We start from the raw sequence: 26,092 nt of genomic DNA, 5'->3' as shown, positions 1-26,092 counted from the left end.
GTCATTGGGTGGCTCCTTTCCTAGCAGTCCAAGACAACTGCAGTATGGCGCATCGCGACGCCGGTGGAGCAGGAGCCACCCACTCCATCCGCAATGGGCCGACTGTGATTGGGATAAACTATACGTGCGTGCCTGTTTTTTAGTTCCGGAAGAACCGAAATGCACTCGTTCCGGCATCCCAAAGGTCCAGAAACCGCGCATAGTAGTGCTCACGCGCGATAATGGGTCTGTAGCTGGCATCAGCAAGTTCCGCCTCGAGCGTGCCGATCAGGCGTAAAAGGCGTCGGCGGTGGATGCCAAGGTGGCATTGCACCGGATCGGCCAACATACCTGCGAACGCAGCTATAACCGACCCGATCATGACAAGCCCGGCAACCGTGGCGGTGATCAGGCCAGGTGATGCTCCCGCCGGAAATACGCCGTACCACATCCCTCCAATTGTTTGGCCCAGTGGAAATTCCGCGATCGCTGTGGACCTTGCCATGGCTTCGGCAATACCCGGTGCCATTGACAGCGCACCTGGCGTTATCGCCTGAAAGACTAGAGCACCGATACCAAGCATGCAGACTACAGTGGTCATTTCAGCCACGGCGAACCGTGTTCCCACGTATTCAGAAATTGCGCATGCAATTCGATGGCCAAGAGCCTCGGCATCTGCTGTGTTCTTGCGTTTGCGTATCATTTCACGGAATTCGGGCGCTGCAAGCACCGTTTGCGACAACGCATCAGAATCGTATGCCACTGGCAGCTGCAGCAGATCGGTTACTATGCAGGCCTCTACCCTACGAGCCACGGTAGTGCGCAGCAAGATGCGTCGTGAAGCCAATAAGTCCGCGCCTGCGCTCCATCCAATACGACAGAATAGGAACGACGCGATGCGCGTCAGTACATATGCCGGTGACAGCATCACATTTATTGGGGCTCGAATAATGTCCAAGCCGAGCGCTGATCGATGTAGGCTAAGTGTTCCGGGCCAAGTGAAATGTCTCGCAATAAACTCATCAACTTTCGCCCGTCGGTCTGCGAAGTAGTCACGGTGCTTCGATGATGAAGCTATGTCGGATGCAATGGTGGGGGTTGATGATGAAAACATGGCAGTTACCCTGCATATCCCTCACACTGAGCAACGAAGAAGCGCTTTCCTTACTGCTTCTTGTATTGGAGCGCTTGCTTCCGAGCTATTAGTTACATCTCACGTTAGCACATAGTTGCTGCAAGGCGTTGGCGAGGTTTCACATTGGAGCGTCCACGTTCTGTTTTCAACGCGTCAGTAACAGTGTTCCTTCGAAAGTTTCGCGGCTATGGCCAGATCAATCGCGGCGCGAGAACCTGACTGTGCACTTTGTGCGTTTCTGGCGGAGAACCACCAATGTTGAGATTGTTGCGGTACCGAGCAATCCTAAAGCTTCCAAACCCGGCTGGCATGAGGAACTGATCCCTAAGCAATATTGGTGGTTCCCTTTTTGCTCAAGAGCTCGAAATTGAGTTCCTTTGCCCCACAGATTCGCGACGGACCAGAGCTGCTTCTTCGAGATAGCCGCACCTAGGGGCGTCCAGATTTTGTATATGGTCTAAGAGCAGGTTTGCCAGTTCGGCACCAGACTTTCGGTAGTCGACCGAATAACTCGTCAATCCAGGGGAGAAGCAATCAATCAAAGTATGATTTCCGAACCCAATTACCGAGACTTGTTCACCAACTGAAATCCCGAGTTCTCGGCACGCTGCATACACCCCAAAGGCAACAGTATCACTTTCACACAAAAAAGCTGTCGGGGGGTTGCTCGACGACAGCAGGACTTGAGCAAACTGTTTGGCATCTTGCACGCTTGAACTGTTATTACTCTGAAACCCTGGTACTATGGCCAAATCAGATTGGCTCATCGACCGATGAAAGCTGTGTAACCAATGATCGGGATCAATGTTGCTCTTATTGAGCCCGACAAACGCAATTCTGGTATGTCCGCTGTCTTTAAGAATAGACACAGAGTTTGCGATGCAACCATCGATATCGACATCGCAATACAGGCTGCTTAAACCGTCGACATGGCCATAGGTGACAAAAGGCATCCCATATTCGGATAACATTTCAATGCGTGAATCGTTAGTCGCCGGAGTGGGTATGATGCAACCATCGACGCGTTTTTCTTGAATGATCAGGCGCTGAATTTCTGAAAGCCTATCAAGACCGTTCGTCGAACAAACAGTCAATGTCCAATCTTTGGACAGGAGCTCGTTGCTAATCCCTTCAATCAATTCAAGTGTTGCTAGTGCATTCGCTTCCTCATACCCCTGCGGCAAAATAATGGCTGCAGACTGGCTCGTACCTGTCTTAATGGATCTGGCGATTGCTGACGGATGGTAGCCAAGTTTTTTCGCGGCATCTTGCACTCTTTGCTTTGTTTCCGCAGATATGTCGGAATAGCCGGAAAGCGCTCGCGAGACGGTGCTCTTAGAAAGCCCGGTATGTTCGGACAGGTCTGCAAGGGTTGTTACCCTTGGGCCAACCTTTCTTGAATGCTTTTTCTTGTTTCCATCCGACATAAGGCTGTTCGATAACTACGGGGTAAAAGATGTCGAGATGCCAGGGTGCAACGCATATTAGTCCTTCGTTCCACGCGCTGGACGAGTATCGACCTGCTGCTGTAACATTCTGAGCTGAAACACTTTTAAGGGTTGGACACGGCTCCTGAAGTTTCTCGCACTTTCAACGTTGCAGAGTATTCGAGATGCCGAACAGGGAGGTTTGGTGTTCTCAGTCGGTCCAACAGGACCTCGGCCAATCGCGTGCCCAGCATTTTTGGGTTGATCGCCATCGTGGTGAGGCCGGGGGTCGCGATACCGGCATCCTCAATGTCATCGAAACCCACGACGGAAAAATCATGTCCCGGCGCTAGCCCGGATCGGATCAGTCCAAGGCAGGCTCCAAGCGCTACAACATCACCATTGCAAACGATGCTCGTCACCTCAGGATGCTGCTTTCGGAGTGCTGCTATTGCATCAAAGCCAGCGCGTTTGTTGTCGTCACAGGGCCAAATAATCGGTTGCACGCCATCCAACGGCTTTAAAGCGTCCAAGTATCCTGCTATACGCTCCTCGCGCACGGATGTTTGCTCGGTTCCGCCAAAATAGGCGATGTGCCTGTGCCCTAAATCGATCAAATGCTGTGTCGCCTGAATCAGAGCTTCGGTGTTTAGAACGCCGACATAGTCAAGAGACTTCGACACTTTCCGCATAAAGGTGACAGTGGGCACGTTATGAGCATTTATGAGCTCCAACGAGTCTTCTTTTGTTTCGAGTGCCGGAACCCAGATCAATCCCCCGCGACCAAATCGGATGCAGGCTTCCATGAGGCGGTCCTGGCGCTGAAGATCGCCTTGCGCATCGAGGATCGAAACCATGAAGCCTTCGGACTCAAGAAGGTCAACGGCGCTGCTGACAACTTCCGAGTTAAATGGGTTCGCCAGCTTATTCAACATAAAGCCGACTTCGCGATTTTCGCCTGATCGCATAGTGGCTGCTGCGTGATTTGGGACGTATCGCAATCGCTTTGCGGCGTTCAGGACTTTCTGCCGCGTTTGCTCTGAAATTCGCCCAGTGTCGCGCATGACCTGACTGACGGTGGGGACCGATACGCCCGCTTCTTTGGCAACGCTAGATAGGGTGGGCTTTTTCATCATGGCAGCTGTTTTTAGATATAACGTTCTTCTAAATTTGCAGGGGACTCAAAAAAATATCAAGTAAAATATAAAAAACACAAAATGGCCTCGGGCTTGACTCCTGATATAACGTTGTATCATAGTGCTTCCATTCGCCATAGGCTAATCCAAGTTCGTCGGCGAGGGAGGGAGGTTGCCAGTTGTCGGTCAACCTCAGGCATAACGGAGGAAAACATGTCTATTCATTCGAAACTGGCGGGTGCCGTATCCGGTGTTGCCATGCTTGTCGGCGCCGCTGCCGCACAAGCGGAAACTCTGTTCTGGTCAACGCAGGCCCGACCTGCTGAAGAAGCTCAGGCGATGCGGACCGAGGTCCTTGGAGGCTTTAATGGCGAAGTTGATTACCAGCCGAACGAAGATGGGCCGTGGCTGACACGTCTGCAAGCCGAACTGCAAGCTGGTTCGGGCAGCATTGATTTGCTGGGGTCCTTGCATGGTAACTTCTCGGCGATGAACCCCGAAGACCTGATGGATCTCGGCGAACTGGGCGTCACGTCGGCCTCAGACACATTTAACGATCTGGCCAAGCTTGGAACTGACAGCCTTCACTACATGCCATGGATGCAAGCGAGCTACATCATGGCCGCGAACACTGAAGCGCTGCAGTACCTGCCCGACGGTGCAGATATCAATGCGTTGACCTATGACCAGTTGATCGCCTGGGCGGCCAATGTTGAAGAAGCGACCGGCCAGAAGAAATTCGGCTTTCCTGCGGGTCCCAAGGGGCTGAAGCACCGGTTCTTCCAGGGCTACCTCTATCCGTCCTACACAGATGGTGTTGTGCGTACTTTTGCGTCGCCGGAGGCCGTGACGGCATGGGAGAAATTCAAAGAGCTGTGGAGCCATACAAACCCTGCATCGACCAACTTCTCTTTCATGCAGGAACAGCTGTTGAACGGCGATGCCTGGATCGTTTTCGATCATACCTCGCGTTTGGCGCAGGCCTTCAATGAGCGCCCTGACGACTTCGTCGCCTTCCCGGCACCTGCGGGTCCGACTGGTCGTGGTTTCATGCCTGTTCTGGCTGGTGTTGCCATCCCGCGTACCGCACCGGACGCCGAAAGCGCGAAAGCTCTGGTGACTTATCTGATGCAGCCCGAAACACAAATTGCGACGCTGAAGGCCACAAATTTCTTCCCCGTGGTTGAAGTAGAATTGCCGGACGACCTGCCGCCTTCGGTCAAGGCCGCAGGAGAAGCGGTCGCCACAATGAGCGGATCGGCAGACGCCAATCCTGGACTGCTGCCTGCCGGTTTGGGCAGCATGGGTGGTGATTTCAACCGTGTCTATGTGGACACGTTCGAGCGCATTGTATTGGCGGGGCAACCCATCGAGCAGGTTCTGGATGATCAAAAGAAACAGCTCGAAAAGATCATGAACGAAACTGGCGCTCCCTGCTGGGCTCCTGATGCGCCTTCAGACGGCCCATGTCCCGTCGAATAAGTCCAAACAAATATGTGGGCCGCTTTGCCGGCGGCCCGTTTCCCAGCATTTTCTTAATTTAAAGGAGCGGTCCGATGGAAGCGCGGCTATTGCCATACTTTCTGATCCTCCCGGTGACCCTGTTTCTCTGTCTGTTTTTCCTCTACCCGTTTGTGCTGGTTGCGCAGGAGGCGTTTGGAACAGAGAACGGTTTCTCACTGGATAACTTTCGCGAGGTTGTGAGCTACTGGAAGTTCCCGATCTCGATGAAGAATACATTCCTTCTGGCCGCTGCTGTCGTGCCGATCCAGCTGGCACTGTCCCTTCTGATGGCCACGATGGTCACGAAGATGCAAAAGGGCCGCGATCTGGTTCTATATATTTGGACAATTCCGCTTGGCATATCTGACCTTGCTGCCGGTATCATCTGGCTGGCGATCTTCGAGCAATCGGGTTTCCTGAACTCGATGATGGTAGGACTTGGTGTCACGGACCAACCTGTAAGCTTGCTTAGCTATCAATCCCCGTGGATTGTCTTCCTGGCGATCATGCTGGCCGAGATTTGGCGTGCGACCGCGATCATGCTTGTGATCCTGGTGGCGGGCATCGGATTGATCCCCAAAGAATATTATGAGGCCGCCGATGTGTTTGGAGCCTCTCGGTGGAAGCAATTCACCCGGATCACCCTGCCAATGTTGCGTCCATCGCTGCAAACAGCATTGATCCTGCGCGTCATTCTGGCTTTTGAAGTCTTTGCTGTGGTCGCAGCGCTCGGTGGCACGCTCTTCCCAGTGCTCATGGGCGAAATCTATGCCTACCAATTTGACCTGCAAAATGGCGGCGGAGCAGCTGCACTGGCGATCATCGTTCTGATCATCTCGATCGTCTTTACTCTGCTCATCATGCGCGCACTGCGTGTCCCGAAAGGAGCAACGATATGACCGCTGTAGCTGATGTTGTAGCCCCTGACGCCCGAAAGGCGGGCAGGGGGATCTACCGGGCCGGAGTGATATTGCTGTGTGCCTGGGTGATCGTACCTCTCTACCTGTTGTTCGTGAACACGATGTCTTCGCCGGAAACGGTGAACAGCTTCCCGAAGAGCTTCATTCCGGAGTTCAATATGGGATCCATAAACTTCTTCATGGGGTTCCAGGGGATGCTGATGGCTTTGTGGAACTCGGTGGTAGTTGCTGTGCTGACGATGGTGATGTCAATCACCATCGGAGCGCCGGCAGGTTACGCTCTCTCTCGGTTTGAATTTCGAGGGAAAGAGCTGTTCCGGTTGCTGATCTTGCTGACGCGGGCTTTCCCGCTTCCGCTTCTGGCGCTTCCACTTGCGGTTCTCTTTATACGCACAGGGCTGGATGACACGGCCTTTGGCCTGTCTCTTGTGCACACGACCCTGGCGATTCCGTTCGCGGTGCTGATCACTTTCTCGCTCTTCTCGGGCATTCCGTTGGAACTGGAGGAAGCAGCCTGGACTTTGGGCTGCACGCGCCTGACCGCATTTACCAAGGTGATCCTACCTCTAGTGTTACCTGGGATCACGGCCTCGGCGATCTTCGCCTTCGTGATTTCGTGGAACGAAGTGTTCGCGGCGGCCGTGCTGACCATCGAGAACCGGACGCTTCCCGCGTTCCTATTGCAGACATTGGGCGAAGCTCCGTTGCACCTGAAATTCGCAGGCGGCTTCATCCTCGTGGTGCCTGCACTGATCTTCATCTTCGCTGTGCGCAAATATCTCTTTGCCATGTGGGGCATCGCCAACCGCTGAGCGGTGGCTGAAAGGAAACTGTTATGGCTGAAATACAGATCAAAAACGTCGCCAAGAGCTTTGGGTCTTACCAAGCTCTGCACGACATCAACCTGACCATCGCAGACCAGGAATTTATGGTCCTTCTGGGGGCTTCTGGCTGTGGTAAGTCTACACTCTTGCGTATCATCGCCGGACTTGAGACGGCTACAACCGGTGAAGTCTGGATCGGAGGGCGTCGTGTGGATCACCTATCGCCCAAGGATCGCGGCATTTCGATGGTGTTCCAGAACTATGCGGTCTTTCCACACCTGACGGTGTTCGAGAACATTGGCTTTGGACTGCGGATGCAAAAATTGCCCGATGACGAAGTTAAACGCCGCGTCGAGCGTACGGCAGGGTTGATGCATATCGAGCAGCTCTTGAAGCGCTATTCGGGTGAGCTGTCAGGTGGTCAGCGCCAACGGGTCGCAGTTGCCCGTGCATTGGCAATGGAGCCGGACGTAATCCTGATGGACGAACCGCTTTCGAACCTGGACGCACTGTTGCGGATGGAAATGCGGGCTGAGCTAAAGGGCGTTTTGGCCGAAAGCAAAACCACCGCCATCTATGTGACCCACGACCAAGTCGAAGCCATGTCCATGGCCGACCGGATCAGCGTCATGCATCAGGGCAAAATCGTTCAGGCAGCCTCGCCCATCGAGGTTTACAGGGATCCAGCGGCCGAGTTTGTGGCCAGTTTTATCGGCAACCCGCCGATGAATTTCCTCCCCGCTGAAGCTGCGGGCTCTGGTCGCTGGACCGTCGCAGGGCAAAACTTTGACGGCCCGGCAAGTGGCAAAGATCTGAAATGGGCCATTCGCCCGGAAGATCTGCGCGTTGCTGATGCGGGCTTTGGTGCGCGCGCTAAGGTCGTTGAGCCTTTGGGCGCACATTTGCTGGTGACTTGTGATGTCGACGGGCACCAGTTCCGCGCTGTATTGGACAGTGAACTCAACGTGAAGCCGGGCGACGTAATTACACTGGCACCCCAAGAAGGCAGGGGACGTTGGTTTGACCCGGAAACCACTCTGGCCGTCGCCTAAGGGAGAAGCAGGATGAGCCAAGCGCTGATTGATCGGGCCCGTGACATTATGGAAGGAAATGACCGGGGCAGCTATACTGTGCCAACCCACGGTCTCTATCCGTTCCAATGGAACTGGGACAGCGCCTTGTCTGCGCTTGGATTTTCGCATTTTGACATGGACCGGGCCTGGGTCGAAGTCGAGACTCTCATGGCGCATCAGTGGGATGACGGTATGGTGCCCCATATCGTTTTCCACGAACCTGATGACGGGTATTTTCCCGGTCCCGATGTCTGGCAAACCGGCCAAGTCGTACCCACGACCGGGATCACTCAGCCAGCGGTCGCTGGCTTGGCTTTACGCAAGCTTTACGACCGCTCTGATGACAAAGCTGTCGCGCGTGCGCGTCTGGGCAGGCTCTTACCGAAAGTCCATGCATGGCATCAGTGGTTTTATCGCAACCGTGATCCCGAAGGCACTGGGCTGGTGGCGATCCTGCACCCATGGGAGTCTGGTCGGGACAATTCTGTAGATTGGGACGAGGGGTTGGAGGCCGTGCCAACTGAGGGCGTAACCCCTTTTACCCGGCGCGATACGGCACACGCCAATCCCGAACACCGCCCGACTGATGATCAGTATCAAAGGTATATCTGGTTGGTTGAGCACTTCCGCGAATTGGGATGGGACAATGCGAAACTGCATGACGCCTCACCATTCCGACTGGTTGACCCGGGCTTTAACGCCATCCTGATAAGGTCCTGCGACGATGTCGCTGAATTGGCCGAAATCTTGGGCATTCCGTCGATGGCTTCCGAAGCCCGTAATATGGCTGCCAAGGGCCGCGCAACGCTGGAAAACTTATGGAATCCAACGCTTGGGCAATATTCGTGTTACAACCGTGCCGCGAGTAGATTGCAGGACACGCCAACGGTCGGTGGCTTACTTGCGGCAATTGCGCACGTGCCCAACGGACGCGCCGAAGCGCTGGCTCAAAGGATCGAATTGTTGGCCGAGCGATGCGATTATCTGGTGCCCAGTCACGATCCGGCGGATGACGCCTTTGACAGCAAACGCTATTGGCGTGGGCCAACATGGTTGGTCGTGAATTATTTGATCGCGGAAGGTCTGGCCCGGTCGGGACAGAACGCTATGGCGCAGCGCATCCTGGCTGACAGCTTGCGCCTCATCGAGAAAAGCGGCTTTGCGGAATACTATGATCCAGTCAGTGGGGAGCCATGTGGCGGCGGAGACTTTACCTGGACGGCTGCAATGGTAATCGAAATCCTCAAGGCTCAAAAAGTGGCTGCATGAAACGCTCACGTATCAACGAGGTTATGGCGTACGCAGACGACGTAATTCGCTCTCACGGTTTCACGTTACCACCTTTCGCTTATTGGACACCCGAGGAGTTCAAGGCACGTGAACGTGACGTCCGTCACGTGATCGACGCGCGTTACGGCTGGGATATCACCGACTATGGTGCCGGTGACTTTGATAGGATGGGCCTGTTTCTTTTCACGCTGCGCAACGGTCTACAGAGTGATTTGGCCAAAGGCGGCGGCATGTGCTACGCCGAGAAGCTCCTGATTTCACGGCAGGATCAGCTGTCGCCAATGCACACGCATGTTCTAAAGGCCGAAGATATCATCAACCGCGGCGGCGCGACGCTGGTCGTTGAACTCTTCGGCTCGGACGACGCGGGCGGTTTTGCAGAAGACCGCGGTGGAGTGGTCTGGTTGGACGGCATCCGCCACAACTTTGGTCCGGGTGAGAAACTGCGCCTGGCGCCCGGTGAAAGCGTCACTTTACGCCCTGGCGATTGGCACGCGTTCTGGGGCGAAGGCGGGGACGTTCTGATCGGTGAGGTCTCGACCGTCAATGACGATGAAACAGACAATGTCTTTCGTGAGCCCATTGGACGTTTCTCTGAGGTTGAGGAGGATACTTTTCCAACACATCTTTTGGTCAGCGACTACTCAAAATGGTTTGGCTGATTGATGAAACCGATAGTGACGATCTGGCGCTGGAATTGGAAAGTTCCTTATTGAACGATCTGAGCCGCCAGCAGTCGCAAGGTGTCAACAGTACAATTGAACTTGTCTGCCAAAAGGATGGAGTTCTGAAAGGCGGGCTTTTGGGTACAACATCTTACGGTTGGTTCTTGCTAAAAGTACTTTGGGTGGCCCCACCAATTCGGCGTCAGGGGCTGGCAAGAGCCCTGTTCGACCGCGCTTGTACTTTGGCCAGGGCAAGAGGCTGTCATAGCGTCTGGCTCGATACCTCAAACCCTAAGGCCCGACAGGTCTATCTTCGTTGGGGATTTGTACAGTTTGGCCATCTGGAAAACGGGCCGGATAAGACGCCTCCAGAGCACTGTCGTTGGTTTTTGCAACGTTTAATTATTTGACCCTCCGTGCGAAGCCTAAGAGTGCATTATCGGCTACTCACAACGGATTTGCTGCAGAGTTTAGTTGAGGTGTGTCACTCCGCGGTTGCAAAGCGCATACAACAGTTATTCGAAAGGGAAACACCGAGGCAGGTTTTGTCCGCAGACCGTTGGTTCGCCAGACACCCATGTTTGCAGCTGCGGCGAATGGCGGCTTTGGCGGGCGCATTGCAGCGATCTCGGATTTTGCTCAATGGCAGGTTTGGGCCGTTCGCTTCTGATGACAATGGCGACCCCGACGGAGGATCCTGAGCCGCGCATAACAGGACCGAATTTGAGCTTGGTCTAGAAATATGACTCTGAAGAGAGCCATACTCGCCGTCATCTTTCGGAATTGAAGAGCCTGAATGGTGCTATTCTCACCTTTGACAGTATGCACTTCAAATTGCAGGGTCAGTTCGTAGGCGTTTTAGCAACGGAAAGTTTGTCATGATCGCGGCTGTCTTGAGCGCTAGGATACGTTTTGCCTGTCTTCTGCCAATATCACTCTTCCTTTGCTTTTGCGCATCGAACGCAGCGTCGCAGTCTTTTGTACCCGAGGTACTTCTCACTCAAGAGGTCGTCCAGCGGCTTAAGGCTCAGCGGCACACTGATGCAAAGTTTGATTTGAAGTACAAAGAGCTAATTAAAGAGGCGAATGCGCACCTCAGATCACCTACGATCGTCGACATACTTCAAAAAGAGCAAGGCGAGATACATCAGGCTTTTGCGGGTTTTGGTGAAAGGCCTGTTGAACGCCTGACGACATTGGCCATGGCGTGGCGTTTGACGGGTGACAAACGCTATGCCGAGCGAACCCGGATGGAGCTACTACAACTTTCCAACTTGGACAACTGGCACCCTGAGAATTTTCTGGGTCTTAGCAGGGTCGCATTGGCTGTCTCCATTGGGTATAGCTGGATAAACGAGTCCCTCAATCCCCAAGATCGTCAAGCCATTGAGACCGCGTTGATCGAAAAGGCATTGAAGCAAGCCGACAAGATCTATGATCTGGACGGGCTATATTTCGATCACGGCTGGGTAGAGCCGCAACGTTGGGTCGATCCAACGTCAATTCCCGAAATTTTACCTGATGGAACCGGAACTGCAGACATCACGTGGCCCGTCGCATCATTCAACTGGAATGTTGTATGCAATGCCGGAATGATCGTCGCAGCTTTGGTTGTTTCTAAAGCAGATCCCGACTTGGCCAGTCGTACTATACAACGCGCTCAAGGCTCTATTCGCAATGGGGTTTCCGTGTTTGCGCCGGACGGAGCATGGTCGGAAGGGCCAATGTACGGTGCTTTGGCGGCCCGAGACATGGCGATAACAATCGAGGCTCTGTATTCAGTTCTTGGCCATGACTTTGGGCTTTCAAATTCGGTCGGATTGGAGAGCTTTGGGGAGTTCATTATCCATTCCACAGGACCGACAGGAATGCTCTTCAACTTTGGTGATAGCAACACAAATACTGATCTGGTTGCGCTTTCTTGGCTGGCGTCATACTTTGGCCGACCAGGCTATGACGTTCAGGTTCTCGGCACTGTGCCGTCGTCCCATCCGGCTTTGGAATTGCTTTGGTGGAAACGCTTTGCGCTTGAAGCAAAACGTGTTCGTCAAACCGCCTATTGGGCGGGTGGGCTTGGTATCGTGACAATACGATCCGCTTGGGACGACCCAAGAGCTACGTTCGTAGGGCTTAAAGCCGGACCGCTCCGCAGTCATCACAACAATTTGGACGCAGGAACATTTGTTCTGGAGGCCAATGGCGTGCGGTGGGCTGTGGACTTGGGGATCGGAAACTACCAGCTACCGGGGTATTTTACCGATAAACGTTTTGACTACTACCGCACGGCTACGATCGGGCAGAACACCTTGACTTTTGGAGCGACTAATCAATCTTCAACCGGTCGAGCGCAAATCGAGGAGTTTGGCCAGTTTCCCGGGTTCAACTTCACCATCGCTGATCTTTCTGATGCGTACGAAAAATCTAAAAACACGATTATGCGTGGAATAGCTTTGGTGGATGATACAACTGTGCTGGTTCAAGATGAATTCACAAGCAACATGAAAGGCCGGGTTGCTTGGACGATGCATACGGAAGCGGACGTGTCTATTGACGGATCGCTTGCTACGCTCCGCCAAAACGGCCAAAGGATGCGTGTGCGCATTCTGTCTCCGAAGGCAGCAAAGTTTGTTCTGCGCTCGGCAAACCCATGCGAAACCGAATACAATTCAGACTGTAAGGATCAGAATCCGAACTCAGGCATCAAAAGGTTGATGGTTGACGTGAACCCGGATGATATGACCGGTACGCAAACCATTGCCATTGCTTTTGAGAGCAATGAGCAGTCACGAGATTTGAGGGTTCTTCCACTACTGGAATGGAGCTTGGCAGCCAGCCTAACGCAAGAGATCCAAGAACAATAAAACTAAATTTTGACTAATAATGACCAGCCGGAGCAAAAACTTTCTGGCTTCCATCCCTTTCGCCAACAGAACTCAAATGGCGTGAAACTTCAGTTCCAGTTTAGAACACAAACAATAGAGTGGTTGCGATGTCCACTTTGCGTAAGCTGCAATGCGGCGAAGACATACTGGCCAAAGGTCCGGTCGGGGCCGTCAAGGTCAAACCAATTCTCCAACTAGGAAGTAACACGCCGCGAACATTACTGAACGGGGCCGCCTGTTATGCCAAAACGATCTACAACGCGGTCTAGCGTATGGCGACAATGCGCGACGTCTTTTGCGGCGCTAGCTTTCATTCGCAGTAAGCCTGCCATGCGGCGGGGCAGAGGATACCAGCGGTCTAGATCAAGCCCGCAACGATCCAAGAGCATGAGCGGCAGGGTTTGCACGGCGACCACTTGGTTCATGTAGGCCTGTGCCGCAGATGCCCCGACCCAGGCATTGCGGTTTTCCCGAAACAGCGCTTCCAGATCAAGCGTATAGAATCCGTGGCCTCGGAGTTGGTTTCGATAGAGCAGATGCGTCGCGAAGAACCCTGAAACGCTTGTAAGGAAATGCAATGCGTTGCGTGCGTTGATCGACAAAATGCAATTGTTTGGCGACACAAGTGGCTTCGCATCGGCCAATGTCTGAGCGCGGAAAAAGCTGCCGGTGCAATTCACAAAAATACAGCCTTCCTGAACCGTAAGAGTCTCGCCACCGCGTAATCTCATTTCGGGGCCCGTCGATGTATCCACGACATCCGTCAGATAATCACAGTGAATTGCTTCTACGCCGTTTTGGATCCTTTCGTGCTCATCTTCAGACTGCAGTCCGTAAAGAAACACGCCGTTTTTTGTCTGCGGATCCGTCGAATGCTCCGCGCGCAGGTGGGCAAGCGTGTGATCTTCGTTTTCTCCGTCGAAATGTAGTGCAACATCGCGAAAAAGACGCGACACCAATTCACCGGACGTCCATCGCTTGAGACCGGTCGGGATGTACTTTGTCCGGTTGATGAAGTTCGTTCCCCGCCCATTGATCAGCGTGACGTTCCGATCGGGATCTTCGGCAAGTACCGCCAGAATCGTGTCCATCCCGGTCTTGCCGCCACCGATCACATGGACCTGCGCCCCGGGATGAACGGCCAATGTTCTACGCAGGTCCTGCGGAATGATCGAGACCACGTTCCGGCTGGAAAGCGACAAGGGTTCTGCCAGAGCGTAGTTCAGGCCCGGCGCATGTATCGCCCTGTTCGCACGTACGGTCTCTTTGCCTGCTTCAGCGCCTGCCGGGTGGTAGTCTATCTCTGCTACGGGCCCCTGGGCTGTAGCTACCTCTTCGCACCGGCTTACGGTCTGGCCGAACTCGGTGGTCAAAGAAACGCGTTCACGAACCAAGGTCAGAGCGCCGATCAGATGATCCCGCACCTCATCCCGCGCGGCCAGATAGTGACGTGGCTTACGCCAGTTCCATTTCAGGTTCCCCACCGTGAACATCGGATGCGGTTGATGCAAGCGCACGTAGTCATAGGCCGTGTTCCACATGCCGCCCGCCTTGTCCTTTTCGTCAAGCAAAAGAACCCGCGCTGTCTTGGGAAGATACTCACACGCTGCGTTGAGAGCGTTCAGACCTGCGATTCCGGCACCGACGACCACAAGGTCATAGTCCGTGTTCGATGCAGAAATTTCGGTATCAACGCGATCCTGATCGAGCATATGTGCCCCTAATGTTTCCCCAACGTCATCTTGCCGGATCAGATCTGACATGTCTCGGGTAATTTTGCCCACGCGATCGGGAACAACCCAAACATCGGACAAGTTGGCGCGCGCAGAGGAGGCGATGGCTGCATCGTGGGGGAAGCACGAATCGCAGGCGCTTGCATTCACGCATTCGAGTGTGTTCACTTTCTTAGCCGTTTCAAAGGAACGATGTTATGAAGCTTTTTATCCATGGAGTGCCGGATACAGGTTACATGTGGGGCCCTCTGGTCGAGGCCCTCGGCTTGGCCGAGGAAGAGTTCCTCGCGCCCACGCTACCTGGCTTTGATGGGGCGACACCAAGCGGGTTTGCCGCGACCAAGGATGCATACCTTGCTTGGGTGAGCCAGACATTGGAAGACACCGCAGCTGCACATGGACCGGTTGACATCGTGGGTCACGACTGGGGAGCGCCTCTGAGCGCCATGGCAGCGCAAATGAACCCAGAGGCGGTAAGGACCTGGACTGTCGTGAACGCGGTGCCGGAACCCAGCTACGAGTGGCATTCCCTGGCCCGGAAATGGCAAACGCCGATTTTGGGCGAGCTCTTCATGGCACTTGGCAGCACGAAGAAATTCCATCAGCAACTTATTGCTGCGGGCATGCCTGTAACCATTGCTGATCACGAAGCCCCGCGTATCGACAACCACATGAAACGCGCCATTCTAAAGCTCTACCGTTCCGCAAAAAACCCGGCAGAGTGGTCGGCAGATTTTTCAGGTATAGCTGATCGAGGATTGGTCATGTGGGGCGCTGATGATCCATTTGTACCGATCAAGTATGCAAAGAGGTTTTGCAATCGTTGGAGTATCTCTTTGGCCGATGAAGAAGGTGTTGGGCATTGGAGCATATGTGAATGCCCAGAGGTATTCGCAGTACACCTAAATGACCATTGGGACCGTTAATTCACTACTCGGATCGAGCATCGCCGCACGAGATGCTAGGGTAGCAGTATGATTGCCGATTTGATGCCAGCCGAATGCGCTTGAATGCGCAAATTTGCATAAAAGTCTGCTTCCGGAATGTAGAGAGGCAAGAAAATTTTATGGCTCAGTGTCTGCAACGGGCCGTCTGCGTGATCAGCTGGCAGCCGGGCCGGGGCCTGTGCTGTAACGGCACCGAGGTCCGCTCCGAGCCCAAAATGCCTGTTAACCAAACGGCCAAACTTGACAAGTATTCCACCAGCAGGGCCATGAGGCTGGCAGTTAGAACACATGGCGATGGTATATCCGTTTCAGATGGCAGATTTTGTACGCAAAATCTACACTGGCCGCAGATACTAACGCGCCGGGATGTAGCTGGACGGATTTCCGTCGCTGCCAGCGTTCACCATGTAGTATTGGTTTTTACTACTATCCCAGACCAGGAATGCGTCAGCATTGGCGGGTTTCGTCTGAGTGCCCCAAGGCGCCTGTATGGTTAGTTCGTTGTCCAGGTCGTAGCCAAGGGCGGAAACTCGTACCATCTCGACTGGTGTCGTCTTCAGCGCGCCGACAAGGCCGTCGGCTCTCTCAATGAACATTTTTTCCACTTCGGGCGCTATCGCCAGTCGCTCAACCAGACGGCCGTTCTTTTCCGCCACCGCGTCCAAGGCAACTAGTTCGTATTTTCTGTCAAATGTTTCTTTGCCTATGATGTAGAAATCGGTGCCGTCCTCGCGCATCTGCAAGGCGACAATTGAGCCCTTGTTCTCGGCCAAATATTCAGCGTCATAGCCTGTGGAATCAACGCTACCCAGTGCGCTGCGGATCGGCTCCGGGATATCCTCAAGTTTGTCGCCGGTCAGTTGCCATCCCAATATTGGACGGTCCTTGATGTAAATTTCGGTCTCCGGTTTGTGTTCGGCCACGCGCAAAGCCAACATCTGCTGGTCTTGGACAGGCAATCCTTCAGCAAGAGTAGGAGAGACCGACAGATGCAAAGCAGTCACAGCAACCACCATTGTGCGATTAAGTAGTTTCATGATTTCACTCTCCTTTCAGTTCTCATCCTAGAATATAGGTTTTGGCAGGCCTTTTTTCAGAAAGGACATGGTGCCTCTCTCTCCCCTTCAACTTAATCCTGCCTCTATTGGAGCGAGATGTCAGCTTTGTCCCACACACCCGACCTTCGCCCCCTATTGCGAACCCTCTTCACTACAAAACAAATCATGGACCACGCGGACCATGCGATACACGCGCTTGTCAATGATGCTGTAATACACAGATTTGCCGTCCCGCCTGTCGGCTACCAGTCCCTCTAAACGCAAGCGAGTGAGCTGTTGGGATGCTGCGGCTTGTCTGATGGACAGCAGCTCCTGAATGTCGCGTACCGATTTTTCGCCAGTGGTCAGATAGCAGAGAATGAGCAAGCGTCCCTCGTGGGAGATGGCCTTCAAAAAGTCTGAAGCTTCTTGCGCTTTTTTTATCCATTTCAGCTTGCAACAAGTGACTCCTCAATGAGAATTCAGAGTCCAAACTCTGGGAATCTGTCTGGCCTCGTCTTTGACGTGAACAACATACACGGCACCAGCCAAGATCGCACCGAAGATCACAAGGTTCACTGTCAAAGCCCTTCCCACGCCTCGCCTGTAGTTCCGCCCTTTCCATGTTCCGCGAAACTCATCCGGTTTACGAGCTCTAGGGTTGGTATGTTCAAAGCGCCTGGGCACACCCGCTCCTATTGTGGACTCTCTTCTACAACATCAAAGAACAGCCACAGAACAATCATCGATCCGAATGGCGACCAGCAAAGCGAGATGATCCACCACGGCCAGGGGCTGTGTCCACGATCTCTGGCGATGTCGCCTACGACGGAGAAAATCAGCCACGTGATCAATATAACGATCAATATGCCGATCAGAGCTAGAGGAAATTCCACGATCTGCTCCATTTTGTGAACTTTCGAAGGTCTGCCGTGAGCCCAAATTGACCGATGTTGCACGATGCCCCAACGACAGGAATGCGCAGAAAGCTAACTTTGCAAATTTACGAGAACCGTACGAAATTACCTTTCACGAAGTGACGAACACGCTGCCACACAATCAGGCAAACCTTCCGCTCGCTGGTTTCCAAAGGACTCTCTGTGCGGAACCCGGAATTGCTTTAAGGTTGCGTACACATCGTTACTTCCTCACTTTGCGACAAAGCTATCCATAGCAAGATTGAAAGAAAATTGAATGAAACGTCTTTTTCCATCTCTGCCGGAGAACGCAACACTTGGAAGTGTCTATCAGGCTTTTCCAGACAAACTTTCTCCACTTTGTGCGTACGAAAGCCTTGTGATGCGGGGCGAGAGCGATCTCTCGGTTGCCGAGCGTGAATTAATCGCAGCCTATGTCTCGGGCTTGAATGCTTGTGCCTATTGTCATGGGGCGCACACCGTATTCGCCAAGGCCTACGGTATTGGTGTCGAGACAATCGAGGCACTGATGGAAGACCGTGATACGGCACCTGTCGAGGATCGTCTCAAACCGTTACTGGCATACATTGAAAAGCTCACTGTCTTGCCATCACGCATGACGGAAGCCGACGCAAAAGCAGTCTATGCGGCAGGCTGGTCAGAGAGTGCTTTGTTTGATGCTATCCAAGTGTGCGGTGTCTTTAATCTCGTGAACCGCTTCATTGAAGGAACAGGTGTCCAAAGTCCTGGCAACGATCCAAGACAAGCGGACGAAGCCACTTTGAACCGATACCGCAGCGACACCTTCTACACCGATTTCGGCCGGGAAAATGGCCTCGACATTCCTTAAATTGATGCCGTGTCAAGCCGCTCAATCTGAATGTACATTGCAAGATAGGCAAGAGCAGCTATACGCATAGCAGCACGGGTCGAGTATCCAATTTCCACGTCAAACTGGCTTTTTTGCGGCATGCCTTGCCAACAAAAAGGATAGGAACCGTTACTTTCCGGCGTTCATAGTCTCCCAGTTGGCATTTGCTTGTTCGATCCTATCGTCGGAGTTTGCGACAAATTCGGACGCGACAGCTTTTGAGAAGTTAAGATATAGCTTTCCGTCAATCACCGCGAAGGCCTCTGGATCGATTGGCGCGCGGTTTCCCAAAGCCATTCCCCCGCTACAGAACCCACCATAACGGGGCGCATAGCTTTCTGGTGAGCCTTGAAATACCGCAAGGTGTTCGGGCGTTGAAAAGCGCCATCGGATTCCACGCCATTCATGCTCATAGTCTTCGGAACCCTCAATTGCGCGTTCCTCCGTGAAATAGGCCACCACATCGTAGCCTTTAACTGCGAGACCTCCCGGTCGTGCATTGATCAAGTCTTCCGCGATAGCATCGCCGGTGATTACACCTAACAGTCCAGTCGCTATCACTATCCGTACCAGCGCGTTCATGATCGCCTCCCAATGTCCGCGGTATGTTACCATAAAGCCTGATCCATCGCGACAATGAGGAATCACAACCACATGAGCGACAGACGTATGATCGCTGAAGTGCCCTCCTCGGGCCGCCGCCTGGCCGCAATCATGCATGCGGATGTTGTGGGATACACTGCAAAGGTCGCCGCAGATGAAACGACAACGCTGGGATTATTAAAAGATGGCCATGCCGTTGCTGAAGTTATTGTCACTGCACATGCAGGCCGCATCGTAAGTACAGCTGGCGACGCTTTTCTTGCAGAGTTTCCAAGTGTTGTAGAAGCGCTTCGTGCGGCAATTGAGTTTCAGGAAAACCGGAAGGCCAAAGATGGTTTGGAGTGGCGCGTCGGACTTAATCTTGGCGACATCGTCATTGATGGCGACGACATTCTTGGCGACGGCGTGAATGTCTCTGCGCGTGTTCAGCAGTTGGCACCGCCTGGGGGCATTGCGATCACATCCGCGGTACTGGAACAGGAAGGCGGGCGTATCGGACTGCTCGTGGATGATCTCGGGCACAAGAAACTGAAGAATGTTCCAACGCCTACACACATCTACTGTATTCGCGGTCATGGATCAGCTGCGGTAAAGGCGGGGGGATGGAAAAGGTTCCGAATACCCGTTTTGATCGCGACTGTAGCGATTGCACTTGTTTTAGGCGCTTATTTCGCTTCCCGCCACGGAGTGCTCAGCGAGTTACTTTTTGCTGAAAGTGAGCCAGAGGCTTCGAAAACTGCCGACAAACCAGTCGTCGCTGTCTTGCCGTTTCGAAATCCGACAGAAGGTGAAGACGACACTTGGTTGGCAGATGGTCTGACCGAAGAGGTCATACGTCAGCTAGGGCGCTTTCCTTCTCTAGTCGTCTTATCGTGGAACGCCGTTGAGCCTTATTCAAGTGACTTTCGGCTGGACGAACTGAAACGCAAGCTGGGGGCTGATTTCGTCGTAAGTGGAACTGTAAGACGGAGTGGCGGCAATCTGCGGCTGGGGGTTGACCTTTCAAACACCGAAGATGGAAGCTTGATTTGGTCGGAACGCTACGACACTGAAATAGAGGATTTTTTTGAAATCCAGGACAAAGTGGCAAACGCTGTTGTTGGATCTCTCGCTGTCGGTTTGAGCCGCGACGTCGAACAGCGTGCGCAGCGGGCTCCAACGGAGAGCCTGAACGCCTATGAAATGTATCTTCGCGGTCGCGTTCTGATGCGAAAAACCGAACGTGAAGCAAATTACAAAGCCCGTAAGTACTTCGCGCGCGCCCTGTCGCTGGATCCGAACTTCTCGGATGCTGAAGCGGGTCTGGCATGGACCCATGTTGCCGACGCCTGGTGGGGATGGAGCGAATGGCCCTACGAGTCAGTGGACCTCGCGCTTGAACGCGTGAATCGGGCAATTGCTCTTGATGCACGTAATGGGCTGGCACATTCAATCAAAGCCGAAGCTCTGTGGATGCGCCAAGAACTCCGAGCCGCTCTTGTAGAGAGCCAAAGGGCGCTTGATCTTAACCCAAACGATGCCTGGGCATTGGCGACGCACGGTGGCCTGCTGCTGCATACCGGCAACCCGGCGGCAGCAATTGAACCCATTGAAATGGCGTTTCGACTGAACCCGCATCCCCCAAGCTGGGCCTTCGCCAACCTTGGAATGGCGTATTACCTGCTTGATCGTGACGACGATGCGGTCGGAGTGCTAACACGCGGTATCAGCGCGATCAAAGAAGACCCTTCGCCTCACGCGGTTTTAGCCATGTCAGCACACCGTGCTGGTCAAAAACAACTCGCTGAGCGCGCCAGAACGACGGCGCTTAGACTGTCGCCTTTCTTTGATCCGGCAACCTATGCTTCTTCGTTCGGTGGCGGCAAGTGGCAAGAAGAGCTGCTATCTGGACTTCGAGCGGCCGGTTTTGAATGACCGCTTCGGGCTGCCACCAGCCGCTCATCAATAGCGCAGAGAACGGCAGGAGAGACCCCCAAAGCGGACCCAATGCGAGACAACGGGCACCGTACTTCATCGGACACCCCGGTACATCTTCTTTCCCCGAGAAAGAGCATTTGACGCGTCATAACGCAGACTACAAAGAAAAAGCTCTTTGAAGTAAGGTTGAGTGATCGGGAGACAATTATGGAACGCCGGTTGACCACCATCCTCGTCGCGGATGCTGTGGCATATTCCCGGTTGATGGGCGAGGACGAGGAAGCAGCTCTTACAGAGCTCACGGCTTGTCGCGCCGTGATTGATGCTCAGATTTCGCATCACGACGGTCGAATTTTTGGAAGCGCTGGCGACAGTGTGGTTGCAGAGTTTGCCAGCCCGGTGGAGGCGGTGCGGGCGGCATTGGACGCGCAGGAGGCACTGAAGGCACATAACAGGGCTAAGTTGGAGGATGGAATACTGCGGTTCCGCTTCGGCATTCACCTGGGTGACGTTATGGACGAAGGCGGCGATCTGCTCGGCGATGGCGTCAACGTTACGGCGCGGCTCGAAGCGCTGGCCCCGCCTGGCGGCATTATTATCTCGAAGCCGGTGGCGGAACAGGTGCTGGACAAGATTGGTGCCCGGTTCGCGCATTCCGGAGTGCATACGCTAAAGAACATTACTAAGCCTATCGAGATTTGGACCTGGCCAGCGGACCAGGCGGTGAAACCGGCGTCGAAGCGCGAAAAAAGAAAGCTAAGTTTATTCGCAATGGCGGCCGTCTTCGTTCTCTTGATGGTTTCGTACCTGATTTACCCGGCTACGGACGATGCCTTACCCAATGGCCCACGAATTCTGATATTGCCCTTTGAGAATGTCGGCAGCGACCCGGAGGATGAATACTTCAGCGCCGGATTGACCCGCGACATCAACGCCTTGCTGGCTAAGTTTTCAAATTTGTTTGTACTGGCGCCAGAGGCAGGCATATCTTTCCGCAACAACACCGATTGCAACGCAATCCGCAACGAACTTGGTGCAAATTACATCTTGAGTGGAACAGTGCAGCGATCCGTAAGCCGTTTGCGGGTCACCACGACATTTACGGATGCCAAATCTTGTTTGCAATTGCAGGCGCCGGGTCCCTTTGAAGGTGATCTTAGCCTCGCCAACGTTCTGGATGTCCAGCTTGAGATCGCCCGGAAGATCGCTGCGCTAATCGGATCAAGTGATGCGCCCTTGTTCAAAACCGAGATGCTGCAATTGATCCGCAACAAGGCGCCGGAAAGTCTGGACGCGTATGAATGCTATATGACGGCGCATTGGTTCTATCAGACCTTTGCGCTGCCGGAACATCGTAGGGCACGAGACTGCCTAATGCATACGGTGGAAGAGGAGCCAGGGTACTCATTGGCCTGGTCGCGCCTATCCTACAACTATCTGGATTCCTATAAGTACTCCTATGACGTAGATCCGGACTGGGCGCAGCTCAGCGAAGATGCGGCCCAGAGAGCCATTGCAGCGGATCGGGACAACCCGGATGCGTATTACGCACTGGCAGTTCGAAGCCGATTGCTTGGCGAAAGTATGGAGGTGTTTCACAGATATGCGCAGAAGGCAGTCGAGTTGAACCCGAATGATTCCTGGATCCTTGCCGACCTAGGTATCTTTCTCGCCTATTCGGGCGACTTTGAAAATGGCCTTGAATGGATCGCACGGGCACGGGCTCTCAATCCAAAATTGCACCCCGGCTTTAGAAACGCCGATCATCTGAATGCAATCGCCAATGGCGATTACCAGGAGGCTATAAACGTGGCACTGACAAAGGGTGCAGGATCGCACATGGCACTGGCCAGCCTTGCCGCCAGTTATGCGCTGAACGGCAATCAGAAAAAGGCGGAAGAAACAGCGTCACAATTGAGGGAACGCTTTCCGGAGTTTCACAAGGACCCTCGCGCCCCGTTTCGCGCACGGGGCATGCCACAAGCTCTAATCGACAGGATCATGGAGGGTTTGGAACGCGCTGGGTATGAAGTGCCAGCAGGGTCTGGTGACAAGTGATTTTTTCATTGAAAACTCTTTACAACCCCTCCGTAGCATGGACGGCTTTCCCGGCTGCGAAGGGCAGAAAAGTCCGCAACACGAGAATTGCAAAGTCGGATATTGAAGGTCCGCTTCGGGCTGTAACCGGTCGCTAGCGCAAGTTGAAGAGGATGTTATTAGTGAGCAAATAACTACGGGGTTCTGCGCTTGCGTCGAACGTCAGCTTATTGTTTTCTGACAAATTTCATTAAGCCAGACAGAAAATGGATTGCCGTATTCAGCGCGAAACATCATGACGGCCGGCGCATCCGCCATTATGAACGGTGTGGGCGTGGCTCTCATACCTAGTCTTTCCGCCGATTTTTCGAACGGTGCTCGGAGTGTGGTCAGCAGAGAGTTGGTCTCCGATGCCAGAATAAGTGCGGCGGAGAAATTCGACGCGTAATTTATGATGTGGCGCTTGATTCCGTGCTTTTTTAGAGCCTTTTCCACCGGCCCTTCATGCGCATAGCCTTTTCCCACAATAATGTGCCGGGATGCGCTCCAAGTCTCGACCGAGGTGTCCCTAACGAACTGATGGTTATCTGGTGCGAATGTGCTCCAATCAAGCGGCTCGATCTCGTGAAGCACAAGATTTGGGTCTGATTTTGGAAAGCCAAATCCAAGTCCGATATCCGCCTCAGACCTCAAAACTGCTTGCCGGGCTTGGCTGCTCTCAATGAATTCAACACAAGCGAGTGGCGCCTGTTTGGCCAATTCGCTAACTAACCCAGTGAAAAGCGACGTACAAAGGTCAGGTGCCGCAATGCGGATGCGGCGCGTGGTGGTAGCCGGATCGAACCCAAAACTTGTCTCAAACATCAATCTGGCGGCCTCTGCCGCGGCGGAAACTCGTGGTTGCAATTCCTGTGCGAAAGGAGTGAGCCGCATCTCCCAGCCGTCACGCACTAGCAGCGGGTCCCGAAAGTGGTCGCGCAGGCGCGCCAGGCTGTGAGACATGGCGGATTGCGTACGCCCCACGGAATCTGCCGCTGCTGAAACCGACCGGTACTCCAAAAGCGCGCTCATGGCGGTGATCAGGTTCAAATCCAAGGCCGCAAGATTGGCATTATTTTGATTCATGAATTCATAATAAAGATCGATTTGTTTCATGTCATTCCATTGTGTCAGCATGCCTGTGCAATATTACAAAACAGGACAACACCATGGAAATTCCACGCTCTTCGCTTTGCCTGCTTGTCGCCAGTATGCTCGGGACACCCGCGTCGGCGCAGGATCAATCAATCGACCTGGACGGCACATGGGAGAGCATCGCCTGTGAACTACGCCCACAGGTCGGGCCGGACGGGATTGCCTCTTGGTATCTCAAGCGTTCCATCAACTTCGCTCCAGGTCGCATTGACGCTCACTTCACGACATTTGCCGATCCGGCGTGTTCCACGCCCCTCGTGGAGCTTAAATTCGGCGGCGACGTGAACGTCGTTGGGGCTTCGGACGTGGCGCCGGGGGCTAAAGAAGTCGATCTGATCGTGAACGATTACCTTACCGTCACGCCCAAGATGGAGGGGTTCGCCGGATTCCTAAACAGCGCTGATCCGGGAGCATGTGGCGCCGAGCAATGGGTGGTCGGTGTCGAGCAGGACATCTTTGAAAGCGGTTGCTCTGTTATGGGCGTTGCCGCGAACGCACCAACGACAGAATACGAAGTGCTCCACTTTTCGGCTGGGCACCTATATTTCGGTGCGCGCCCTGTTGATGGTCGGTCTCTTGCGGCTCCGGAGGATCGTCCGACGACCCTACAAATGCCGCTCAAGCGGCTGGAGGGCGGTATGACTCAGAAAGTTGGCGCAGATGACCTAAGGGTCCCCAAACATGTCGAGATCGTATTGTTCGAACAGGCCGACGGTGCAGACCCAGAGGAGGTGCGCGCATTCTTCGAGGCCATCACCCAAAAGATGAACCAGAACGACACGCTTCTCTACCGAACGGTCGGGCAAGGCGAAGGCGGGGCCTGGCTTTGCGTCAACTATTGGACAAACCGCCCGGACATGGAGGCTTTGAACGCACAAGCACAAAGCTGGGCCGAGGAGTTTGCGGCGATGGGGGCGTTGGTGAAGCCAAGCAGTTTCCGGCTCACCAGCTACGACACTGGTCTTTAATACCCGCAACTCAGACTACTCAGAAGCGGTCGTTCATGCGAAATGCAGCGGATAACTGCATTGAGCCCGAAGCAGACTCCAATTCACGACACCAGACCAACTCACGTTCAATAATTTGTCCGCGAGCCGAGATGGTCTGCAAGCTGATCGAATACCAACCTGATCCTTCGCGCTGTTTGCAACTCAGAGTGTGTGGCCAACCAGATAGGAAACTTGAATGGCTCGTGTTCGGGGAGAACACGCTCCACACCGGGTGTCAGGGCCGCCACATCGTCTGACATAACACTGATGCCGAAGCCTTGGCGCACAAGCTCCCATGACACTATACCGCTCTGCGATCCAATCCGAAAATTCTTGCGGGTTACTTCGATTCCAGCCGGATTGAGAAATCCAATCATCGTGTCAACATCGCCAAAGCCGACGAAATCCAACTTAGCAAGTTCGTCTTCATTTCGTGGTCGCCCAACCTGTTCGAGGTATGAAGGTGCAGCGTAAAAGTGTGCCGTCGCTTCTGCCACGAGCTTTGCAATCAGGTCCGGCATTGTCGGGCGCACATGCCGAATTGCGATATCTGCCTCGCGCCGCTGTATGTCTCGTATGTCATTTGCTGCGACAACGTCGATCTCAAGCCGCGGTGCCGCGAGCCTGATCTGTTTGAGAATAGGCGGTAGCTGATAGGCTGACATCACGTCGGAAGCAGTGATCCTGACTTGCCCTTCAACTGCTTGTGACTGGCTTGTTGCGGTCAGAGAAATTCTGTTCGCGACATTTGCCATTTCACTGACATGCACCAAAAGCTCAGTACCGGCTGTTGTCAGATTAAGCGACTTGCCAACCCTTTCAAACAAGGTGACGCCAAGCGCCTGTTCCAGCGCGGCGACCTGACGACCGACGGTTGGCTGGGTCTGTTCAAGCACGCGCGCCGCGGCAGAAAACGAGCCTTCTTCTGCCGTTGCAAGAAAGGACCGAGCTTGGTTCCAATCGAAATTGATAGCCTTCCATTTCATGCATTAATGCATAACAGTTCTGCAATA

General features: G+C 53.8%; 23 protein-coding genes. 13 read left to right on the top strand and 10 right to left on the bottom strand.

Annotated features, from left to right (window positions below):
- Positions 1-139: 139 nt before the first annotated feature.
- The 3 genes from ACR0EZ_RS20775 to ACR0EZ_RS20765 all read right to left on the bottom strand — a co-directional run bounded on the left by ACR0EZ_RS20775 (position 140) and on the right by ACR0EZ_RS20765 (position 3,674).
- Positions 140-1,093, bottom strand: coding sequence for a DUF6635 family protein (locus ACR0EZ_RS20775; RefSeq protein ID WP_480616593.1), 954 nt, complete (start codon positions 1,091-1,093; stop codon positions 140-142).
- Between the two features lie 374 nt (positions 1,094-1,467).
- The gene (locus tag ACR0EZ_RS20770; protein WP_480616592.1) at positions 1,468-2,541 is read right to left on the bottom strand and encodes a LacI family DNA-binding transcriptional regulator; all 1,074 of its coding nucleotides are present in this window, start codon (positions 2,539-2,541) and stop codon (positions 1,468-1,470) included.
- Between the two features lie 125 nt (positions 2,542-2,666).
- Positions 2,667-3,674 carry a LacI family DNA-binding transcriptional regulator gene (locus ACR0EZ_RS20765; RefSeq protein WP_480616591.1) on the bottom strand — a complete coding sequence of 336 codons (1,008 nt, stop codon included), beginning with the start codon at positions 3,672-3,674 and terminating at the stop codon, positions 2,667-2,669.
- A gap of 261 nt (positions 3,675-3,935) precedes the next feature.
- On the opposite strand from ACR0EZ_RS20765, the gene ACR0EZ_RS20760 reads away from it, so the two are divergent.
- From ACR0EZ_RS20760 to ACR0EZ_RS20725, 8 genes are all read left to right on the top strand, one after another.
- Positions 3,936-5,159, top strand: coding sequence for an ABC transporter substrate-binding protein (locus tag ACR0EZ_RS20760; protein WP_480616590.1), 1,224 nt, complete (start codon positions 3,936-3,938; stop codon positions 5,157-5,159).
- Positions 5,160-5,272: 113 nt separating this feature from the next.
- Positions 5,273-6,079 carry a carbohydrate ABC transporter permease gene (locus ACR0EZ_RS20755; RefSeq protein WP_480616589.1) on the top strand — a complete coding sequence of 269 codons (807 nt, stop codon included), beginning with the start codon at positions 5,273-5,275 and terminating at the stop codon, positions 6,077-6,079.
- Positions 6,076-6,912 carry a carbohydrate ABC transporter permease gene (locus ACR0EZ_RS20750; protein WP_170336599.1) on the top strand — a complete coding sequence of 279 codons (837 nt, stop codon included), beginning with the start codon at positions 6,076-6,078 and terminating at the stop codon, positions 6,910-6,912. Before ACR0EZ_RS20755 ends, ACR0EZ_RS20750 begins: the two co-directional genes overlap by 4 nt.
- 23 nt (positions 6,913-6,935) lie before the next feature.
- Positions 6,936-7,976, top strand: a complete 1,041-nt coding sequence (locus ACR0EZ_RS20745; protein WP_480616588.1) for an ABC transporter ATP-binding protein — start codon at positions 6,936-6,938, stop codon at positions 7,974-7,976.
- A gap of 12 nt (positions 7,977-7,988) precedes the next feature.
- Positions 7,989-9,266, top strand: a complete 1,278-nt coding sequence (locus ACR0EZ_RS20740; RefSeq protein WP_480616587.1) for an amylo-alpha-1,6-glucosidase — start codon at positions 7,989-7,991, stop codon at positions 9,264-9,266.
- Positions 9,263-9,949: a D-lyxose/D-mannose family sugar isomerase gene (locus tag ACR0EZ_RS20735; RefSeq protein WP_480616586.1), complete on the top strand. Its 687-nt coding sequence runs from the start codon at positions 9,263-9,265 to the stop codon at positions 9,947-9,949. The genes ACR0EZ_RS20740 and ACR0EZ_RS20735 overlap by 4 nt, the downstream gene beginning before the upstream one ends.
- Positions 9,937-10,362: a GNAT family N-acetyltransferase gene (locus ACR0EZ_RS20730; RefSeq protein WP_480616585.1), complete on the top strand. Its 426-nt coding sequence runs from the start codon at positions 9,937-9,939 to the stop codon at positions 10,360-10,362. The genes ACR0EZ_RS20735 and ACR0EZ_RS20730 overlap by 13 nt, the downstream gene beginning before the upstream one ends.
- Positions 10,363-10,830: 468 nt before the next feature.
- The gene (locus tag ACR0EZ_RS20725) at positions 10,831-12,813 is read left to right on the top strand and encodes a heparinase II/III domain-containing protein (RefSeq protein WP_480616584.1); all 1,983 of its coding nucleotides are present in this window, start codon (positions 10,831-10,833) and stop codon (positions 12,811-12,813) included.
- A 239-nt stretch (positions 12,814-13,052) separates the two neighbouring features.
- Here the strand turns inward: ACR0EZ_RS20725 and ACR0EZ_RS20720 are convergent, their stop codons facing one another.
- On the bottom strand, positions 13,053-14,735 hold the full coding sequence (locus ACR0EZ_RS20720) for an FAD-dependent oxidoreductase (protein WP_480616583.1): 1,683 nt from the start codon (positions 14,733-14,735) through the stop codon (positions 13,053-13,055).
- Between the two features lie 29 nt (positions 14,736-14,764).
- Between ACR0EZ_RS20720 and ACR0EZ_RS20715 the strand changes: the two genes are divergently transcribed.
- A complete protein-coding gene (locus ACR0EZ_RS20715; RefSeq protein ID WP_480616582.1) occupies positions 14,765-15,493 on the top strand; it encodes an alpha/beta fold hydrolase in 729 nt (242 codons plus the stop codon).
- Between the two features lie 374 nt (positions 15,494-15,867).
- On the opposite strand, the gene ACR0EZ_RS20710 is transcribed toward ACR0EZ_RS20715, so the two are convergent.
- The 3 genes from ACR0EZ_RS20710 to ACR0EZ_RS20700 all read right to left on the bottom strand — a co-directional run bounded on the left by ACR0EZ_RS20710 (position 15,868) and on the right by ACR0EZ_RS20700 (position 17,459).
- Complete coding sequence (locus ACR0EZ_RS20710; protein WP_480616581.1) at positions 15,868-16,551, bottom strand: hypothetical protein; 684 nt, start codon at positions 16,549-16,551, stop codon at positions 15,868-15,870.
- Between the two features lie 153 nt (positions 16,552-16,704).
- Positions 16,705-16,965, bottom strand: a complete 261-nt coding sequence (locus ACR0EZ_RS20705) for an ArsR/SmtB family transcription factor (protein ID WP_480616580.1) — start codon at positions 16,963-16,965, stop codon at positions 16,705-16,707.
- A gap of 281 nt (positions 16,966-17,246) precedes the next feature.
- Positions 17,247-17,459, bottom strand: a complete 213-nt coding sequence (locus ACR0EZ_RS20700) for a hypothetical protein (RefSeq protein ID WP_480616579.1) — start codon at positions 17,457-17,459, stop codon at positions 17,247-17,249.
- Between the two features lie 286 nt (positions 17,460-17,745).
- On the opposite strand from ACR0EZ_RS20700, the gene ACR0EZ_RS20695 reads away from it, so the two are divergent.
- The gene (locus ACR0EZ_RS20695) at positions 17,746-18,318 is read left to right on the top strand and encodes a carboxymuconolactone decarboxylase family protein (protein ID WP_480616578.1); all 573 of its coding nucleotides are present in this window, start codon (positions 17,746-17,748) and stop codon (positions 18,316-18,318) included.
- A gap of 150 nt (positions 18,319-18,468) precedes the next feature.
- Here ACR0EZ_RS20695 and ACR0EZ_RS20690 read toward each other — a convergent pair whose 3' ends face one another.
- Entirely contained in the window at positions 18,469-18,921 is a 453-nt protein-coding gene (locus ACR0EZ_RS20690) for a YHS domain-containing (seleno)protein (protein ID WP_480616577.1), read from the bottom strand.
- A 72-nt stretch (positions 18,922-18,993) separates the two neighbouring features.
- Between ACR0EZ_RS20690 and ACR0EZ_RS20685 the strand changes: the two genes are divergently transcribed.
- Positions 18,994-20,856 carry an adenylate/guanylate cyclase domain-containing protein gene (locus ACR0EZ_RS20685; RefSeq protein WP_480616576.1) on the top strand — a complete coding sequence of 621 codons (1,863 nt, stop codon included), beginning with the start codon at positions 18,994-18,996 and terminating at the stop codon, positions 20,854-20,856.
- 210 nt (positions 20,857-21,066) lie between these two features.
- On the top strand, positions 21,067-22,917 hold the full coding sequence (locus ACR0EZ_RS20680) for an adenylate/guanylate cyclase domain-containing protein (protein WP_480616575.1): 1,851 nt from the start codon (positions 21,067-21,069) through the stop codon (positions 22,915-22,917).
- Positions 22,918-23,118: 201 nt separating this feature from the next.
- On the opposite strand, the gene ACR0EZ_RS20675 is transcribed toward ACR0EZ_RS20680, so the two are convergent.
- Entirely contained in the window at positions 23,119-24,051 is a 933-nt protein-coding gene (locus ACR0EZ_RS20675) for a LysR family transcriptional regulator (RefSeq protein ID WP_480616574.1), read from the bottom strand.
- 53 nt (positions 24,052-24,104) lie between these two features.
- On the opposite strand from ACR0EZ_RS20675, the gene ACR0EZ_RS20670 reads away from it, so the two are divergent.
- Positions 24,105-25,058: a hypothetical protein gene (locus ACR0EZ_RS20670; RefSeq protein WP_480616573.1), complete on the top strand. Its 954-nt coding sequence runs from the start codon at positions 24,105-24,107 to the stop codon at positions 25,056-25,058.
- A gap of 107 nt (positions 25,059-25,165) precedes the next feature.
- Here ACR0EZ_RS20670 and ACR0EZ_RS20665 read toward each other — a convergent pair whose 3' ends face one another.
- Complete coding sequence (locus ACR0EZ_RS20665; protein ID WP_480616572.1) at positions 25,166-26,065, bottom strand: LysR family transcriptional regulator; 900 nt, start codon at positions 26,063-26,065, stop codon at positions 25,166-25,168.
- Between the last annotated feature and the right edge of the window lie 27 nt (positions 26,066-26,092).

Source organism: Ruegeria sp. AK4, assembly GCF_056541025.1.
Note: the sequence above shows the minus strand (reverse complement) of the source record. Positions and strands in the feature narration are given on the sequence as shown.

Bases quoted from the DNA above. Each gene is read 5' to 3' on its own strand.
- ACR0EZ_RS20775 (WP_480616593.1), bottom strand. From the start codon at position 1,093: ATGTTTTCATCATCAACCCCCACCATTGCATCCGACATAGCTTCATCA.
- ACR0EZ_RS20770 (WP_480616592.1), bottom strand. From the start codon at position 2,541: ATGTCGGATGGAAACAAGAAAAAGCATTCAAGAAAGGTTGGCCCAAGG.
- ACR0EZ_RS20765 (WP_480616591.1), bottom strand. From the start codon at position 3,674: ATGAAAAAGCCCACCCTATCTAGCGTTGCCAAAGAAGCGGGCGTATCG.
- ACR0EZ_RS20760 (WP_480616590.1), top strand. From the start codon at position 3,936: ATGCTTGTCGGCGCCGCTGCCGCACAAGCGGAAACTCTGTTCTGGTCA.
- ACR0EZ_RS20750 (WP_170336599.1), top strand. From the start codon at position 6,076: ATGACCGCTGTAGCTGATGTTGTAGCCCCTGACGCCCGAAAGGCGGGC.
- ACR0EZ_RS20745 (WP_480616588.1), top strand. From the start codon at position 6,936: ATGGCTGAAATACAGATCAAAAACGTCGCCAAGAGCTTTGGGTCTTAC.
- ACR0EZ_RS20740 (WP_480616587.1), top strand. From the start codon at position 7,989: ATGAGCCAAGCGCTGATTGATCGGGCCCGTGACATTATGGAAGGAAAT.
- ACR0EZ_RS20735 (WP_480616586.1), top strand. From the start codon at position 9,263: ATGAAACGCTCACGTATCAACGAGGTTATGGCGTACGCAGACGACGTA.
- ACR0EZ_RS20730 (WP_480616585.1), top strand. From the start codon at position 9,937: ATGGTTTGGCTGATTGATGAAACCGATAGTGACGATCTGGCGCTGGAA.
- ACR0EZ_RS20725 (WP_480616584.1), top strand. From the start codon at position 10,831: ATGATCGCGGCTGTCTTGAGCGCTAGGATACGTTTTGCCTGTCTTCTG.
- ACR0EZ_RS20715 (WP_480616582.1), top strand. From the start codon at position 14,765: ATGAAGCTTTTTATCCATGGAGTGCCGGATACAGGTTACATGTGGGGC.
- ACR0EZ_RS20710 (WP_480616581.1), bottom strand. From the start codon at position 16,551: ATGAAACTACTTAATCGCACAATGGTGGTTGCTGTGACTGCTTTGCAT.
- ACR0EZ_RS20700 (WP_480616579.1), bottom strand. From the start codon at position 17,459: ATGGAGCAGATCGTGGAATTTCCTCTAGCTCTGATCGGCATATTGATC.
- ACR0EZ_RS20695 (WP_480616578.1), top strand. From the start codon at position 17,746: ATGAAACGTCTTTTTCCATCTCTGCCGGAGAACGCAACACTTGGAAGT.
- ACR0EZ_RS20690 (WP_480616577.1), bottom strand. From the start codon at position 18,921: ATGAACGCGCTGGTACGGATAGTGATAGCGACTGGACTGTTAGGTGTA.
- ACR0EZ_RS20685 (WP_480616576.1), top strand. From the start codon at position 18,994: ATGAGCGACAGACGTATGATCGCTGAAGTGCCCTCCTCGGGCCGCCGC.
- ACR0EZ_RS20680 (WP_480616575.1), top strand. From the start codon at position 21,067: ATGGAACGCCGGTTGACCACCATCCTCGTCGCGGATGCTGTGGCATAT.
- ACR0EZ_RS20675 (WP_480616574.1), bottom strand. From the start codon at position 24,051: ATGAAACAAATCGATCTTTATTATGAATTCATGAATCAAAATAATGCC.
- ACR0EZ_RS20670 (WP_480616573.1), top strand. From the start codon at position 24,105: ATGGAAATTCCACGCTCTTCGCTTTGCCTGCTTGTCGCCAGTATGCTC.
- ACR0EZ_RS20665 (WP_480616572.1), bottom strand. From the start codon at position 26,065: ATGAAATGGAAGGCTATCAATTTCGATTGGAACCAAGCTCGGTCCTTT.